Origin of the sequence: Stenotrophomonas rhizophila, assembly GCF_007667275.1 — a bacterium.
Taxonomy (GTDB): domain Bacteria; phylum Pseudomonadota; class Gammaproteobacteria; order Xanthomonadales; family Xanthomonadaceae; genus Stenotrophomonas; species Stenotrophomonas maltophilia_AE.
Genome location: NZ_VDQT01000001.1, coordinates 478,814 through 494,204, shown reverse-complemented (window position 1 = coordinate 494,204; position 15,391 = coordinate 478,814). Strand labels below are relative to the sequence as shown.

Here is a 15,391-nt window from a genome sequence, read left to right as displayed (position 1 = left end):
ATTCCATGTCCATCCTCCGTCACACCCCGCTGGCGCTGCTGCTGAGCGCTGCGCTGGCCGCACCGGCCGCCGCCGAGGGCACCCTGCCCAAAGGCGTCGACCTGACCCTCGATGTCGTTGGTAACGTCGCCTCCAACCCCGTAGGCGGGGTGGAGCAGGGCACCGAAGGTTCGTACTGGATCATGGCCCAGTCGAAGTTCGACCTGGACGCGCTGTTCGGCGTGCACAACACCGACGTGGACGCGCAGTGGGCCTGGTTTGCCGGGCGCAACCTGGCGCGCGAAAAGATCGGAAATTCGATCAGCGCGCAGCAGACCTGGCGGCCGGTGGCCGGGGGTCGCCTGACCCGGCTGACCGTGCGCCACCGCTTCGACAACGGCCTGAGCATCACCGCTGGCCGCGCGCCGGTGAACAGCTACTTCAACAATTCCGCGCTCAACTGCGTGTTCATGAGCAACGCCATGTGCCTCACCCCGTATGGCGCGATCACCGACCTGGGCATCACCGCGTTCCCGAACTCGTCCTGGGCCGGCATCCTGCGCTACGACGTGAATGATCGCTGGTATGTGCAGGGCGGCGCGTTCGATTACAACAACGAGCTGAACAAGGCGGGGAAGAACGGCCTGGACTTCTCCGTGGGCGAGGGCACCGGCACCATCACGGCCTATGAGGCCGGCTACCAGACCAGCTTCGCCAATGACCGCCTGCCGCGCACCTACCGGTTGGGCATGTACCGCAACACCGATGGCGGCAAGAGCTCCTATTTCGACGCCAACGGCAACTCCGCCGCGCTGACCGGCAAGCCCACGGCGATGCAGGAGGGCGCACGCGCGGGCTGGTACGCGATGGCCGACCAGACCGTGTGGCGGGGGGAGGGCAAGCGCAACCTGGCGCTGTTCGCCCGCGCCTACGTCAACACCGGCAACGAAGCCCCGGTAGACCAGTTCGCCGCGGTCGGCTTCGTGAAGACCGGTACCTTCGCCGGCCGCGACCAGGACACCCTGGCGATGTTCGTGTCCAACACCCACTTCAGCGATGAACAGATCGCGTTCCTGCGCGACCGCCGCGCACGCAACGGCGGCAGCGGTGCGCCGAATGCCGACGAGATCATCGCCGAGCTCAGCTATGGCTGGGCGGTGCACAAGGGCATCCGGCTGATGCCCAACCTGCAGTATGTGATCAACCCGGATCCGATCTACGCGCCGACCCGCAGCACCGACATCCCCGACGCGTTGATCGTCGGCCTGCGCGTGGACGTCCACTTCGCCCAGCTGTTCGGCTGGTAATTCCTCCCCCACGAGGCCCCACATGATCATCGATTGCCACGGTCACTACACGACCGCCCCCGCCAGCCACGATGCGTTCCGCAAGGCGCAGGTGGCGCATTTCAACGACCCATCGCTGCCGGCGCCGGTGTACCCGGTGATCAGCGACGACGAACTGCGCGAGAGCGTGGAGGGCAACCAGTTGCGCCTGCTGCGCGAGCGCGGCGCGGACATGACGATCTTCTCGCCGCGTGCCAGCACCATGGCCCACCATATCGGCGACGAGGCGGTGAGCGCGGAATGGACCCGGCGCTGCAACGACCTGATCGCGCGGGTGGTGGCGCTGTACCCGGAGACCTTCATCGGCGTGTGCCAGCTGCCGCAGTCGCCGGGCGTGCCGATCGCGAACTCGATCGCCGAGCTGGAGCGCTGTGTCAACGAACTGGGCTTCGTGGGCTGCAACCTCAATCCGGACCCGTCGGGCGGGCACTGGACCGGGCTGCCGCTGACCGACCGCGCCTGGTATCCATTCTTCGAGAAAATGGTGGAGCTGGACGTGCCGGCGATGGTGCACGTGTCCGGCAGCTGCAATGCCAATTTCCACGCCACCGGCGCGCATTACCTCAACGCCGATACCACCGCGTTCATGCAGTTCCTGCAGGGCGACCTGTTCCGTGACTTCCCGGAGCTGCGCTTCATCATTCCGCACGGCGGCGGCGCGGTGCCCTACCACTGGGGTCGCTTCCGCGGCCTGGCCGATATGCTGGGCAAGCCGCCGCTGAACGAGCACGTGATGAAGAATGTGTTCTTCGACACCTGCGTTTACCATCAGCCCGGTATGGACCTGCTGTTCAAGGTGATCGACATCGACAACATCCTGTTCGGCTCGGAGATGGTCGGCGCGGTGCGTGGCATCGACCCGGAAACCGGGCAGTATTTCGACGACACCCTGCGCTATGTGGAAGCGCTGGGGCTGTCGGCAGCGGATCGAAGCAAGGTGCTGTCGGGCAACGCGCGCCGGGTGTACCCGAGGTTGGATGCGCAGCTGAAGGCAAGGGGGCTGTAATGGCGGACTTCGTGAAGGATGCCGATTGGCTGGATTTCTGCCCCGACCCGAGCCGGCCGGTGTTCGTGCCGCCGCCAGGCGCGGTGGATGCACATTGCCATGTGTTCGGCCCGGGGGACCAGTTCCCGTATGCGCCCGAGCGCAAGTACACGCCCTGCGATGCGGGCAAGGCGCAGCTGTTCGCGCTGCGCGATCATCTGGGGTTCGAGCGCAACGTGATCGTGCAGGCGACCTGCCACGGTGCCGACAACAGGGCGCTGGTGGATGCGCTGCGCAGTGCCGACGGCCGCGCGCGCGGCGTGGCCACGGTGCGCGATACGGTCACCGATGAAGAACTGCGCGAGCTGGACGAGGCGGGTGTACGCGGGGTGCGCTTCAATTTCGTGAAGCGGCTGGTGGATCCGAAGCCGGATGCGTACTACCACGCCATCATTGAACGGATCGCGCCGCTGGGCTGGCATGTTGTCGTGTACTTCGAGGCCGCCGACCTGGCCGAGCGCTGGGATTTCTTCACCTCGCTGCCGACCACGGTGGTGGTGGACCACATGGGGCGGCCGGATGTGAGCCAGCCGGTGGACGGCCCGGAGTTCCAGCGCTTCGTGCGGCTGATGCGGGAGCATCCGAACGTATGGACGAAGGTGAGTTGTCCGGAACGGCTGTCGCAGTCCGGGCCACCGACGTATGACGATGTGGTGCCGTTCGCACGCTACCTGGTGGAGCAGTTCCCGGATCGGGTGCTGTGGGGCACGGATTGGCCGCACCCGAACCTGAAATCGCACATGCCCGATGACGGCACGCTGGTGGATGTCATTCCGCGGATCGCGGTGACCGCCGGGTTGCAGCAGAGGCTGCTGGTGGACAACCCGATGCGGTTGTATTGGGCGTGACGGTTGAGAGCGTCACGACCAACGGTCGTGACTTACCGGGTCGGGTCCGGTAGCGCACGACCGTTGGTCGTGCAACCAGGTCGGGCCCGGTAGCGCACGACCGTTGGTCGTGCGGCGACGCGCAGCGTCGGGGCGTTACCCCCGCGCCAACGCCATCAGGCGTTCTGCGATGCGCTCCAGCGGTACCTGCTCTTCGGCGGCACCAAGCTTGAACGCGGCGCCTGGCATGCCCCACACCACGCTGGTGGCTTCGTCCTGCACCAGGGTGGGCGCGCCGGCGTTCTTCAGTTCCAGCAGGCCACGGGCGCCGTCGTCGCCCATGCCGGTGAGGATCGCGCCGATGGCGTTGGCACCGGCGCTTTCGGCCACGGAACGGAACAGCACGTCCACGGCCGGCTTGTGCCGGTTCACGGCCGGGCCGTCATCGATACGGCAGCGCCAGCGCGCACCGTCACGGATCACCCGCAGGTGCTTGCCGCCCGGGGGCAGGTAGGCATGGCCGGGGAGCACGGCTTCGCCATCGCTGGCTTCGCGCACCGACATCGCCGAATGGCGGTCCAGGCGCTCGGCGAACGCGGTGCTGAAGGTGGCGGGCAGGTGCTGGGTAAGCAGCACCGCCGGGGCATCAGCCGGCATGCCCTCCAGCACCACGCGCAGCGCCTCGGTGCCGCCCGCTGAAGCCCCGATGGCGATCAGGCGGTCGGTGGTGCGGAACTGCATGGAGCGCTTCGGCGTGGCGGCGATCGGGTCCAGGGTCACGCGCGGGGCGATCGGTCGGGCCAGGGTGCGCACGCGCGAGCGCGCGGCCATCTTGACCTTGCCAATGATCTCCTCGGCGTAGCCCTGCAGGCCACGGGCCACGTCGAGCTTGGGCTTGGACACGAAGTCCACCGCGCCCAGCGCCAGCGCCTGCAGGGTGGTGTCGGCGCCGCGCTCGGTCAGCGAGGAGATCATCACCACCGGCAGCGGGTGCAGGCGCATCAGGTTTTCCAGGAACGCCAGCCCGTCCATGCGCGGCATTTCCACGTCCAGGGTGATCACGTCCGGGGCCAGGCGCTTGATCTTCTCGCGTGCCAGCAGCGGGTCGGCGGCGGTGCCGACCACTTCGATGCCGGGGTCGCTGGCGAGGATCTCGCTCAGCATCTGCCGCACTACCGCCGAATCGTCGACGATCAAGACCCTGCAGGGTGCACCGGTGATCATTCGAACAGCTCCACGCCACCGGTGACCGGGGCCTTGGACAGGCGCGCACGCACCGCCGATTCGGTCGCGGCCACTTCGGCTTCGTGTGCGTGCGGCAGGCGCTGCACCACCACCCGGCCGGTGTCGGCGAAGAACCACACCTTGCGCGGGTGGATGCCGCACAGGTCCTCGGCCAGCACCGGGATGTGCTCGGCCTGCAGGTACTGGCGCACGAACTCGGCGTTGCGGGTGCCGACCGGGTTGCTGGTGAAGCCCTTGAGCACGTTGGCGCCGCCGAACACCTTGGCTTCCAGGCGCTTGCGGTGCGCGCCGCGCTTGAGCAGGTCGTTGATCAGCAGTTCCATGGCGTAGCTGCCGTAACGCGCCGGGGCACCGTCGCCGACATTGCCTTCGGGCAGCAGGAAGTGGTTCATGCCACCGATCTTCAGCACCGGGTCGCGCAGGCACGCGGCCACGCACGAGCCCAGGGTGGTGGTGAGCGCGGTGTCATCGTCCACCACCAGGTACTGGGTCGGCAGCAGCTTGGCGGCGGTGACCTTGAAGCGACTGTCGAAGTAGCGCATCACGTCGTCGTTGCGGGCGGCCAGGTTCATGCCGGGGCCCCGGGTGCGCGCTTGTACAGGGTGCGCCCGCAGGGCTGGATCAGGTCGGCGGCGTGCAGGTAGTTCTCCGAATGGCCGGTGTAGAGCAGGCCGTCGTCGCCCATGTGCTGGATCAGCCGCGAGAGGATCCCGCGCTGGGTGGGCTTGTCGAAATAGATCATCACGTTGCGGCAGAACAGCGCGTCGTACGGGCCGCCGACGTCATAGCGGGGCGCCAGCAGGTTCAGCGGACGGAACTCGATCAGCTCGCGCAGCGCCGGGTGCACGCGGCATTGGCCTTCATTGGGGCCGCTGCCACGCTGGAAGTAGCGCTTCTTGATTGCTGGATCGAGCCCGGACACGCGGTCGATGGCGTACACGCCGCGGCTGGCGGTGGCCAGCACCTGGGTGTCGACGTCGGTGGCGAGGATCCGTACCGGTGGCTTGAGCGTGCCGAACGCCTCGCAGGCGGTGATCGCCATCGAGTAGGGCTCCTCGCCGGTGGACGCGGCGCACGACCACAGCTGCAGGGTGCCGCGGCCGCTGCGCGCGCGCAGTTCGGTGTCGAGCTTTTCGAAGTGGTGCGGTTCGCGGAAGAACGCGGTCAGGTTGGTGGTCAGGGCGTTGGTGAACGCCTGCCACTCGTCGCCGCCCTGGCTTTCCAGCTGGTCCAGGTAGTCCTGGAAGCTGCGCAGGCCGAGCGCACGCAGGCGCCGCGACAGGCGCCCGTAAACCATGTCGCGCTTGGCCGGTGCCAGCGAAATGCCGACACGCTGGTAGATCAGGTCGCAGATGCGGCGGAAGTCGCGGTCGGCGAACTCGAATTCACGACTGTTCTGGGTGCTGGCGGAGGCAGGTGCGGTGGGCGTGGTCACGGACGGACTCGGAAGAAGGGGAGGGCGGCGGACAGCGGGGCAGAGCCCCGCTCTACGTCAGAATTCCTGCCAGTTGCCGTCGTCGGCCGGGGTGGTGCGCGCGGCACGCGGGGCGGCGGACGGCTTCGCTGCCGACGTCTTCGCCGCGACCACCGGCTTCACGCTGCGCAGCGGCGCCGGCGGCGCCACCCGTGCGGCCACGGCGCTCACTGCCGCGGCGACCTGGTTGTCGAGGCGGAAGATCGACACTGCGTCGGCCAGCTGCGTGGCCTGTTCTTCCATGGCCCGTGCCGCAGCGGTAGCTTCCTCCACCAGCGCGGCGTTCTGCTGGGTGGTTTCGTCCATCTGCACCACGGTCTGGTTGACCTGCTCGATGCCGGCCGACTGTTCCTGCGAGGCCGCCGAGATCTCGGCCATGATGTCGTTCACGCGCTGCACCGAGGCGACGATCTCGCCCATGGTGGTGCCGGCCTGCCGGACCAGCGCCGAACCGTCGGCGACGCTGGCCACCGAGTCGTCGATCAGGCCCTTGATTTCCTTGGCGGCGCCGGCCGAGCGCTGGGCCAGGGTGCGCACTTCCGAGGCGACCACGGCGAAGCCACGGCCCTGTTCGCCGGCGCGGGCCGCTTCGACAGCGGCGTTCAGCGCCAGGATGTTGGTCTGGAAGGCAATGCCGTCGATCACCGAGATGATCTCGGCGATGCGCCGGGAACTGGCTTCGATCGCGCTCATGGTGGTGACCACCTGGCCGACCACTTCACCGCCCTGCGAGGCCACGCTGTGCGCACCGATCGACAGCTGGTTGGCCTGGCGCGCATGTTCGGCGTTCTGGCGCACGGTGGAGGTGAGTTCCTCCATCGAGGCGGCGGTTTCTTCCAGGTTGGCGGCCTGCTGTTCGGTGCGGCGCGACAGGTCGCTGTTGCCGGTCGCGATTTCGCCCGCGGCCAGGTTGATGTTGCCCGCCGCTTCCTGGATCTGGCCGACGATCTGGGTCAGCTGGGCGACGGTGGCGTTGGCGTCGTCGCGCATGGTCGCGAACACGCCCTGGAACTCGCCGTGCATGCGTGCGGTGAGATCGCCTTCGGCAATGGCCGAGAGCAGCTGCGAGAGCTTGCCCAGGTTGTCGTCGCTGACCTGCATCATCGCGTTGAGGCTGGCGATCATCTGCGCGAAGTCATGATCGAAGCGGGCGACGTCGCCGCGCTGGCTGAAGTCGCCAGCGGCGGCGGCCGCACCCAGGCGCTTGATCTCGGCATTGATGCTGGCCAGGTTGTGCTTGACCGCGTCCACGGTGGTGCTGATCGCTGCCTTCTCGCCCGGATAGCGGGCGATGTCGGCGCTGAGGTCGCCGACCGCATAGCGCTGGACCACGGCCAGCACGTCCTGCATGGTCTGCACGTGGGCGCCGACCAGGGTATTGGTTTCGTGCACCATCAGGCCGTATTCGCCCGGGAACGCGGTCTCGTCCATGCGATAGCCGGTCTGGCCGGCGTCGTGCTGGCTGGCCATCTCGCGCTGGGCGCCGATGACTGCGTGCAGCTGCTGCTGCATGCGGCCCATGCTTTCCAGCAGGCGACCCGGTTCGTCCTGGGCCTGCGCGCCGATGCGGGTGTCCAGCTTGCCTCGGGCGATGCTTTCGGCCACGCCGGTGGCCTGGCGCAGCGGACCGGTGATGCGGTTGCCGATCAGCCAGCTCAGGGCCAGCACCACCAGCACCAGCGCGCCGCCGCTGCCGGCCATGATGCCGGTGAAGGCGAGTGCATCGGACTGCACATCGTCCATGTACACGCCGCTGGTGACCACCCATTGCCACGGGGCATACATGCCGGCGTAGGTGGCCTTTTCGATCAGCGCGTCGCCATTGCCCGGCTTGGTGGTGGAATAGTAGGTGAAGCCACCGCCGGTCTTGGCCATGTCCACCTGCTGCAGGTAGATCGGCACGCCATCCTTGGAGGTGTAGTCCTTCTGCACCTTGCCGACGCGCGTCGGGGCGAAGGGGTGCATGAGCAGGGTGTAATCGGTGGCCAGGACGTTGTAGTAGGCGCTGTCGCCGTCGGCGCGCATGCTGTTCAGTGCCTGCAGGGCAGCCGCCTTTGCCGCTTCCTCGGTGAGTTCGCCGGTGCCGGCCAGGCGCTTGTAATGGTCGAAGATGCCGTAGGTCAGTTCGACCTGGGTCTTCAGGCCTTCCTTGCGCGTCTCGGCCAGGTCGAGGTACTGCATGCGCGCGGCAATGATGGCCAGGGCGATCACGCCGATGGCGATCAGGGCGGTAAGCAGGTTCAACTTGCCGCGGACGGACAGGTTGGAGAAGCGGCTGGAAAGATTCATGGGCATGGGGTCTTTTCGAACGGGGGCGTACTGCTATGCCTGGAGAGCGGGCGGAGGCCGTGGGGGCCGACGTCGACGAACATGTCGAGGCACTGTTGTTATCGGCAGAAAACCGCAGCTATTGAGGTGCGTGAGCTGAGCGTATTCAGCTCCAAACATGCAAAGGCCCCGATGCCGGAACATCGGGGCCTTGCGTTTCCGCTGCGGCAGCCTGCCGTGCGGCTTAGAACTCCTGCCAGTCGCCTTCGGCAAGTTCGGCGGCGACCGCGCGGCTGGTCGGCTTGCGTGCCGGTGCGGCGGTGGCGGCCGGACGGGCCACCGGGCGCGGTGCCGGTGCCGGCGCCGGGGCGGCGGCGACCTGGTCCTGCTCGTCCAGGCGGAAGATCGACACGGCGTCGCTGAGGTGGCCGGCCTGTTCTTCCATCGAACGCGCGGCGGCGGTGGCTTCTTCCACCAGCGCGGCGTTCTGCTGGGTGGTTTCGTCCATCTGCACCACGGTCTGGTTGACCTGCTCGATACCAGCCGACTGTTCCTGCGAGGCCGCCGAGATCTCGGCCATGATGTCGGTCACGCGCTGCACCGAGGCGACGATCTCGCCCATGGTGGCGCCGGCCTTCTGGACCAGGGCCGAACCGTCATTGACCTTGCCGACCGAGTCGTCGATCAGGCCCTTGATTTCCTTGGCCGCACCGGCCGAGCGCTGGGCCAGGGTGCGCACTTCCGAGGCGACCACGGCGAAGCCGCGGCCCTGTTCGCCGGCACGCGCCGCTTCGACCGCGGCATTCAGTGCCAGGATGTTGGTCTGGAAGGCAATGCCGTCGATCACCGAGATGATCTCGGCGATCTTCTTGGACGAGGTCTGGATCGCGCTCATGGTGGTCACCACCTGGCCGACAACTTCACCGCCCTGCGAGGCCACGCTGTGCGCGCCGATGGCCAGCTGGTTGGCCTGGCGGGCATGCTCGGCGTTCTGGCGCACGGTGGAGGTGAGTTCCTCCATCGAGGCAGCGGTTTCTTCCAGGTTGGCGGCCTGCTGTTCGGTACGGCGCGAAAGGTCGCTGTTGCCGGTGGCGATTTCGCTGGCGGCCGAGCTGATCGCCTGGCTGGACTGCTTGATGCGGGTGACGATGCCGCTGAGCTGTTCGGCGGTGGCGTTGGCGTCGTCGCGCATGGTGGCGAACACGCCTTCGAACTCGCCGTGCATGCGCACGGTCAGGTCACCCTGCGACAGCGCGGTGAGCAGGCCGGAGATCTGTTCGATGCTGGAGGCGTTGGCGTCGAGCAGCCCATTGATCTGCTGGGCCAGCTGCAGGAAGAAGCCATCCTTGCCTTCGGCGGTGATGCGGCCGGACAGGTCGCCGGCAGCGGCCTGGGCGATGACGCGCGCCACTTCGGCTTCCACCAGTGCTTCGGGGGTGCGGTCGCGCCATTCGACCACGTGGCCGACGCTTTCGCCTTCTTCATTGCGGATGGTGGACACGACCTGCGCGAACTGGGCGTCGCCGAACTGCATGGCGCGGCGGGCCACGCCGTGCTGCTTGAGGTTGGCCAGCAGGCCGGCGTCCATTTCGCCACGGTGCTCGAGCACGGTCAACGGACGGCCGACCAGCGAGGTGCTGGCGTCGAAGTCCGGCAGCTGCTTGCGCAGTTCGTCCTGGTACTGGGACAGGGTCTGTTCCAGGGCGCGGTTGGCGTAGACGATGTTGAGGTGGTTGTCGGTCAGGTACACGCCGGTGGAGCTGTAATCCAGCGCGGTGCGGATGCGCAGGTTCTCGCGGGCCACGGCCTGTTCGGTTTCGGTGCGATCGCGCAGGTCGCGCTGCATGCGCTGCATGGCCTGCATCAGGTCGCCGACTTCGTCCTTGCGGCTGACGTCGATATGGCCATCGAGCTTGCCCCCGGCCACTTCGTTGGACACCAGCACCGCGCCACGGACGGCGCCAACCAGCGAGCGGGCGAACAGGTAGACCAGCACCAGGCCGAGCGCGGCGCCGCCGAGCAGGGCGATGACGGTGAGGGTGGCGGAGGTGGCGTAAGTGCTTTCCGCTTCTTCGCGCGAGGCGCGGGCAAGGCGGTTGTCTTCGGCGATCAGGGTCTCCAGGGCGGCGGAGGCCTTGAGGTGTTTGGTGCGGGTTTCGCCGACGAAGGTATCGATGGCGTCGTCCGGCAGGTCCAGCTCGAGCATTTCGGTGACGGCGTCGTAGGAAGCGAGCGAGTCGTTCCAGTCCTTGGCGAAGGCGTCGAACAGCTTCTTCTGCTGCGGGCTGTCGATCAGCTCGGGATACTTCTTCATCGAGGCGGCGATCTTGCCGCGCAGGTCGGCGGCGCGGGTCTTGGCTTCGGCCTTGACGTCGTCGCTGGCTCGGATCAGGCCCTGGTAGGCGGAGTTGCGGTATTCACCGAGCATGCCGCGCATCTCGCCGGCCATGCGGATGCTTTCCATCCGGTTGCCGGCCAGTTCGGTGGTTACGTTGTTGAGGGAGTGCAGGCCACGGTAGGCGACCACGCCCTGCAGCAGCATCACCAGCAGGATTACACCGAAAGTCAGCATCAACTTCGGCATCAGTTTGAGGTTCTTGATCCATTGCATGGTGGTGCACTCTCCGGTGGCAGACGCGTCCGGGCATCAGGCCCGGTTGCAACGACCACGCCGGCGCGGGCCGGCGTGGCAGGGCATGGGGCTATTACTTGATGTTGGCGAGCTTGAGGCCGGACGGCGAGCTGACTTCGATTTCAGCGCGCGAGGCGTCGCGGGCGATCTTGCCGATCACGCAGACGGTCTTGCCTTCCAGGGTTTCCAGCGGGAAGCTGAACTTGCCGCGGTTTTCGCCGGCGATGCGGGCCGAGAAGGTGTGGCGCGGGAAGGCGCCGCCCATGTACAGGAAGGTCGGCTGGCCTTCGGAGCCTTCGGCGTAGCGGGCCTTTTCGACCTTGCCGCAGACCATGCCGTCCTTGCCGACCGAACGCGCCGCCAGCTCCGGCGGGATCATTTCGGCCGACTGGGCGAAGGCGGAGGAGGCGGATGCAGCGAGGACGGCGATCGAAAGCAGGGTGGGCAGGGTCTTCATCGGGAGGTTCTCCGGGGGATATGGATAGTTGGCCCGGTGGTGGGTGAGCCCACGCAGCCGGTTCCTGAATCCAGCTATCGGCCATTCGCGACAGAACTGAAGGATTTTTGTTGAACGAAAATCGATCCGATCGGCGCGATGGGGGGTGGGTCAGGCGGCGGCGTCTTCGACGGCGGCAGGCTGGCCCATGTCGGCGCTGTCGAGCAGGGTTTCGATATCCAGCAGGATCAGCATGCGGTCGTCCTGGGTGCCGATGCCGGAGATGAAGCGGGTATCGACGGCGGCGCCGAATTCGGGGGTGGGGCGGATCTGGTCGGCGCTGAGCGGAATCACGTCGGAGACGCTGTCGACGACGATGCCGACGACGCGGTTGTCGACGTTGAGCACGATCATGACGGTGAAGGCGTCATAGCGCGCGTCGTCCAGGCGCAGCTTGAGGCGCAGGTCGATGACCGGGACGATGGTGCCGCGCAGGTTGATCACGCCCTTGATGTAGTCGGGGGCGTCGGGGACGCGGGTGACCGAGTCATAGCCGCGGATTTCCTGGACCTTGAGGATGTCCACGCCGTAGTGCTCGGCGCCGAGGGTGAAGCTGAGGTACTCGCCACCGCTGCTGGCGGCGTTGGGGTTGCTGTCGTTCATGGAAGGAATCCTGGGTCGGGCGTGGCGGTCGGAAAACCGGGGCGTCATTCCGGATATCGGCCTGGATCGCGACGACTTTAGGGAAGAGCGTCCGACCAAGGGTCGGACCTGCCCGGCCTCCCAATCGGTTCCTACGTCGCTGTCATTCGCCGTTCTTGCGGGCGCTGCGCTGGCGGTCGATGCGGAAGATGTAGCGCTGGATGGCGCTGTCGCCGCCGCGGGGCAGGCCGTCGAAACGCATGCCGATGCGCTTCATTTCCACGCCGTTGGGGAGTTTCTGCGCCAGCTGGTTGCAGACGATCAGCGAGACCTGCATGGCGCCGGTGTCGGGCATGTCGAGGCGGGCGTCATAGCGCTTCTGGAGCGAGAACGCGTTGCAGTTCGCCGGTACGGTGACGGCCAGGCCGCCGCCGCTGATGTCGACCACGCGCAGGTGCAGGGCTTCGCTGCGGTCCTCGTTGATCGGGAACAGCAGGTGCGGGGAGTCGGTGACCGGCGTCTCCAACCGGTACAGCTCGCGACGCTGCAGGTGCACCAGTTCGGTGGGGAAGGGAACGCGGAACGCCACGTGGCCGTGGCCGCCGGTGCGCTCCAGGTGGTCGAGGCGGAAGCGCACCATCACCCGGTCCAGCTGGGCGAAGCAGAGCAGGTGGCCGGCCTCTTCGGCCGCGCGGTTGGAGGATTCGGACGGGCTGCCGTCCAGCAGCAGGTAGTCGTCGTCCTCGTCCAGCTCCAGGATCGCGGTCGGGAACGACTGGTCGCGGCCGCCCAGGTGGGCGGTGAGCAGCGAGCGCTGGTCGATCAACGCCTGCAGCAGCTGGCGGATCTGCCGGGGGTTGCGGACCAGGTAACGATCGTCCGCGCCGTCATCGTGGTCGGCGTGGGACGCGTCGTGGGTTTCAAGGCTGCCTTCAGACATGGACTCTGCTGCGTTGGGCGGGTACAGATTTCGTGCGAAATCAGGTCTCTGTCCGTTTATCGGCAGCGGTTCACAATAATGTAGGGCGAATCTGTGTAGGGCCTTTTGTGCGGTGCAATGGAGTGCGGTACGCCACAACGACGACACCCCGCCGGAGCGGGGTGTCGAGGGTGACGGACCGTTGCGATCAGAACTCCTGCCAGTCGCCTTCGCCCGCCAGCGCTGGTTCGCGCACCGCCGGCCGGCGCACCGGTGCCGGCGCGCTGCGCGGACGTGCCGCGGCAGGACGTCCGCCCGCGATGGCCGGCGTGGGCACGGCGGCGGCCACCGCCTGGCCATCCAGCTTGAACAGCGCCACCGCGTCGTTGAGCTGACCGGCCTGCTCTTCCATCGAACGCGCCGCCGCCGTGGCTTCCTCCACCAGCGCAGCGTTCTGCTGGGTGGTCTCGTCCATCTGCATCACGGTCTGGTTGACCTGCTCGATGCCGGCCGACTGTTCCTGCGAGGCGGCCGAGATCTCGGCCATGATGTCGGTCACGCGCTGTACCGACGCCACGATCTCGCCCATGGTGGCGCCGGCCTGGTTGACCAGTGCCGACCCTTCGGCGACCTTGCCGACCGATTCGTCGATCAGGCCCTTGATCTCCTTGGCCGCACTGGCCGAGCGCTGGGCCAGGGTGCGCACTTCGGAGGCGACCACGGCGAAGCCGCGACCCTGTTCGCCGGCACGCGCCGCTTCCACCGCCGCGTTCAGCGCCAGGATGTTGGTCTGGAAGGCGATGCCGTCGATCACCGTGATGATGTCGGCGATGCGGCGCGAGGAGGCGTCGATCTCGTGCATGGTGCTGACCACCTTGCCGACCACCTCACCGCCCTGCGACGCCACCGAATGCGCGCCGATCGCCAGCTGGTTGGCCTGGCGCGCGTGTTCGGCATTCTGGCGCACGGTGGAGGTCAGTTCCTCCATCGAGGCGGCGGTTTCTTCAAGGTTGGCGGCCTGCTGCTCGGTACGGCGCGACAGGTCGTTGTTGCCCGAGGCGATTTCGCCGGCGGCGGTGCTGATGCTGCCCGAGGCATGCTGGATGCGGCTGACGATCCGGGTCAGCTGCGCGACGGTGGTGTTGGCGTCGTCGCGCATGCTGGCGAACACGCCGTGGAACTCCCCATGCATGCGGGCGGTGAGGTCGCCGTTGGCAATGGCCTGCAGCAGGTGCGACAGCTGCGAGAGGTTGCCGTCGGCCACGTCCATCATGGTGTTGAGGTGTTCGATCATGATCCGGAAATCGTGATCGAAGCGCTGGGCGTCGCCGCGCTGGCTGAAGTCGCCGGCCGCAGCGGCCTGGGCCAGGGTCTGGATCTGGGTATTGATCGCCAGCAGGCTGGCCTTGGCCGCGTCCATCGATTCGTGCAGGATCGCGCGGGTGCCGGGCAGGCGGCGCGCGTCCCGCGACAGGTCGCCAGCGGCGTACTGGTTGAGCACGTCGATCGCGTCGCGGATCGAATCCAGGTGCTCGAAGATCACCGTGTTGACGCCCACCGCGAGCTGGCCGTACACGCCCGGGAAGTCTTCCGGGATGCGGTGGCTGATGTCGGGGCCGGCGTGCATTTCAACCATCTGCTGGGTTTCGCTGGAATAGCGACGCAGCATCTGGGTCATGTCGCGGGTAGCGGCCAGCATGCGGCCGGCTTCATCGGCGGTGGTGCTGGACGGAATGTTGACCGACAGGTCGCCACGCGCCACCGACTGGATGGCATGCATGGCCTGGCGGATCGGCCCGGTGATGGCGCGCGAGATCACCACGCCCATGGCCACGGCGAGCAGCGTGAGCAGCGAGACGGTGATGATGATCGCCATCACGCTGGCGCGGTGGGTCGCGTTGGCGGCGTCGATCTTGGACAGCATCAGGCCGCTGCTGAAGGCACCCAGTTCCTTGAGGTGTTCGAACATGGCGCGGCGTGCCGGTCGCGACTTCTCGTCGGAGATCTGCTGCGCGAGCACGCCGTCGGCGGCGGCGATGGCGGTGCGCATTTCCGCGTTGGCGGCGAAGTACACCTCCAGGTCGGCGGCCACCTTCCGGTACAGCGCCTTCTCTTCCTCACCGGCGGGCAGCGCGGCGTAGGCATTCAGCTCGTCGCGGACGATCTTGGCAGTGGCGTCCATGCGCTTGTTGTAGTCCGCGACCTTGTCGGCCTGGTCGAGCATGGTGAGCTGGGCCAGTTCGAACGTGCGGAACTCGCCCAGCTGTGCGCGGACTTCGCCCAGGTGCTGCACCGAGGGAATGTCGTTGCTCGCCATTTCGGCCAGCTCGGCGTTGACGCCGTTCAGACGCAGCAGGGCAAACACGCCCAGCCCGATGGTCATCACGGTGGTGAGGGCAAACCCGACCGCGAGCTTGCGGCTGATGGGCAGATCATGGAACCACTTCATGCGGGAAACTCCGGGCAGGGCAGGGACGCACAGCCGTGGAAACGTTGTGCGGAAGGGCGAAAGGCGAAAGCGGCGAAGCGGCAGGGCGTAAGGCGGGCGATGAATGTGTCATCGCTATTGCGGATAACG

At 67.2% G+C, this 15,391-nt stretch carries 12 protein-coding genes; 3 read left to right on the top strand and 9 right to left on the bottom strand.

The features are described from left to right. Positions 1–5 precede the first annotated feature (5 nt). From FSZ13_RS02035 to FSZ13_RS02025, 3 genes are read left to right on the top strand one after another with little or no spacing between them, the layout of a single operon-like run. The gene (locus tag FSZ13_RS02035) at positions 6–1,286 is read left to right on the top strand and encodes a carbohydrate porin (RefSeq protein ID WP_145477763.1); all 1,281 of its coding nucleotides are present in this window, start codon (positions 6–8) and stop codon (positions 1,284–1,286) included. 22 nt (positions 1,287–1,308) lie between these two features. Continuing rightward, positions 1,309–2,331 (top strand): amidohydrolase family protein, encoded by a 1,023-nt coding sequence (locus FSZ13_RS02030; RefSeq protein WP_145477762.1) that lies wholly within the window; start codon positions 1,309–1,311, stop codon positions 2,329–2,331. Continuing rightward, the gene (locus tag FSZ13_RS02025) at positions 2,331–3,218 is read left to right on the top strand and encodes an amidohydrolase family protein (protein ID WP_145477761.1); all 888 of its coding nucleotides are present in this window, start codon (positions 2,331–2,333) and stop codon (positions 3,216–3,218) included. The genes FSZ13_RS02030 and FSZ13_RS02025 overlap by 1 nt, the downstream gene beginning before the upstream one ends. 135 nt (positions 3,219–3,353) lie before the next feature. Here FSZ13_RS02025 and FSZ13_RS02020 read toward each other — a convergent pair whose 3' ends face one another. From FSZ13_RS02020 to FSZ13_RS01980, 9 genes are all read right to left on the bottom strand, one after another. Beyond that, the gene (locus tag FSZ13_RS02020) at positions 3,354–4,421 is read right to left on the bottom strand and encodes a protein-glutamate methylesterase/protein-glutamine glutaminase (RefSeq protein ID WP_145477760.1); all 1,068 of its coding nucleotides are present in this window, start codon (positions 4,419–4,421) and stop codon (positions 3,354–3,356) included. Next, positions 4,418–5,014 (bottom strand): chemoreceptor glutamine deamidase CheD, encoded by a 597-nt coding sequence (gene cheD / locus FSZ13_RS02015; RefSeq protein WP_145477759.1) that lies wholly within the window; start codon positions 5,012–5,014, stop codon positions 4,418–4,420. Before cheD ends, FSZ13_RS02020 begins: the two co-directional genes overlap by 4 nt. Beyond that, positions 5,011–5,877, bottom strand: a complete 867-nt coding sequence (locus FSZ13_RS02010; RefSeq protein ID WP_145477758.1) for a CheR family methyltransferase — start codon at positions 5,875–5,877, stop codon at positions 5,011–5,013. The genes cheD and FSZ13_RS02010 overlap by 4 nt, the downstream gene beginning before the upstream one ends. 57 nt (positions 5,878–5,934) lie before the next feature. Beyond that, positions 5,935–8,205 (bottom strand): methyl-accepting chemotaxis protein, encoded by a 2,271-nt coding sequence (locus FSZ13_RS02005; RefSeq protein ID WP_145477757.1) that lies wholly within the window; start codon positions 8,203–8,205, stop codon positions 5,935–5,937. Between the two features lie 223 nt (positions 8,206–8,428). Then, complete coding sequence (locus FSZ13_RS02000; RefSeq protein ID WP_145477756.1) at positions 8,429–10,795, bottom strand: methyl-accepting chemotaxis protein; 2,367 nt, start codon at positions 10,793–10,795, stop codon at positions 8,429–8,431. A gap of 94 nt (positions 10,796–10,889) precedes the next feature. Then, entirely contained in the window at positions 10,890–11,273 is a 384-nt protein-coding gene (locus FSZ13_RS01995) for a hypothetical protein (RefSeq protein ID WP_145477755.1), read from the bottom strand. A gap of 150 nt (positions 11,274–11,423) precedes the next feature. Then, the gene (locus FSZ13_RS01990; RefSeq protein ID WP_145477754.1) at positions 11,424–11,915 is read right to left on the bottom strand and encodes a chemotaxis protein CheW; all 492 of its coding nucleotides are present in this window, start codon (positions 11,913–11,915) and stop codon (positions 11,424–11,426) included. A 142-nt stretch (positions 11,916–12,057) separates the two neighbouring features. Then, entirely contained in the window at positions 12,058–12,834 is a 777-nt protein-coding gene (locus FSZ13_RS01985; protein ID WP_145477753.1) for a flagellar brake protein, read from the bottom strand. A gap of 187 nt (positions 12,835–13,021) precedes the next feature. Then, on the bottom strand, positions 13,022–15,262 hold the full coding sequence (locus tag FSZ13_RS01980) for a methyl-accepting chemotaxis protein (protein ID WP_145477752.1): 2,241 nt from the start codon (positions 15,260–15,262) through the stop codon (positions 13,022–13,024). Between the last annotated feature and the right edge of the window lie 129 nt (positions 15,263–15,391).

Coding starts and splice junctions, on each gene's coding strand:
- FSZ13_RS01980 (WP_145477752.1), bottom strand. CDS start 15,262: ATGAAGTGGTTCCATGATCTGCCCATCAGCCGCAAGCTCGCGGTCGGG.
- FSZ13_RS02030 (WP_145477762.1), top strand. CDS start 1,309: ATGATCATCGATTGCCACGGTCACTACACGACCGCCCCCGCCAGCCAC.
- FSZ13_RS02025 (WP_145477761.1), top strand. CDS start 2,331: ATGGCGGACTTCGTGAAGGATGCCGATTGGCTGGATTTCTGCCCCGAC.
- FSZ13_RS02005 (WP_145477757.1), bottom strand. CDS start 8,205: ATGAATCTTTCCAGCCGCTTCTCCAACCTGTCCGTCCGCGGCAAGTTG.
- FSZ13_RS02020 (WP_145477760.1), bottom strand. CDS start 4,421: ATGATCACCGGTGCACCCTGCAGGGTCTTGATCGTCGACGATTCGGCG.
- FSZ13_RS02035 (WP_145477763.1), top strand. CDS start 6: ATGTCCATCCTCCGTCACACCCCGCTGGCGCTGCTGCTGAGCGCTGCG.
- FSZ13_RS02000 (WP_145477756.1), bottom strand. CDS start 10,795: ATGCAATGGATCAAGAACCTCAAACTGATGCCGAAGTTGATGCTGACT.
- FSZ13_RS01990 (WP_145477754.1), bottom strand. CDS start 11,915: ATGAACGACAGCAACCCCAACGCCGCCAGCAGCGGTGGCGAGTACCTC.
- FSZ13_RS01995 (WP_145477755.1), bottom strand. CDS start 11,273: ATGAAGACCCTGCCCACCCTGCTTTCGATCGCCGTCCTCGCTGCATCC.
- FSZ13_RS01985 (WP_145477753.1), bottom strand. CDS start 12,834: ATGTCTGAAGGCAGCCTTGAAACCCACGACGCGTCCCACGCCGACCAC.
- cheD (WP_145477759.1), bottom strand. CDS start 5,014: ATGAACCTGGCCGCCCGCAACGACGACGTGATGCGCTACTTCGACAGT.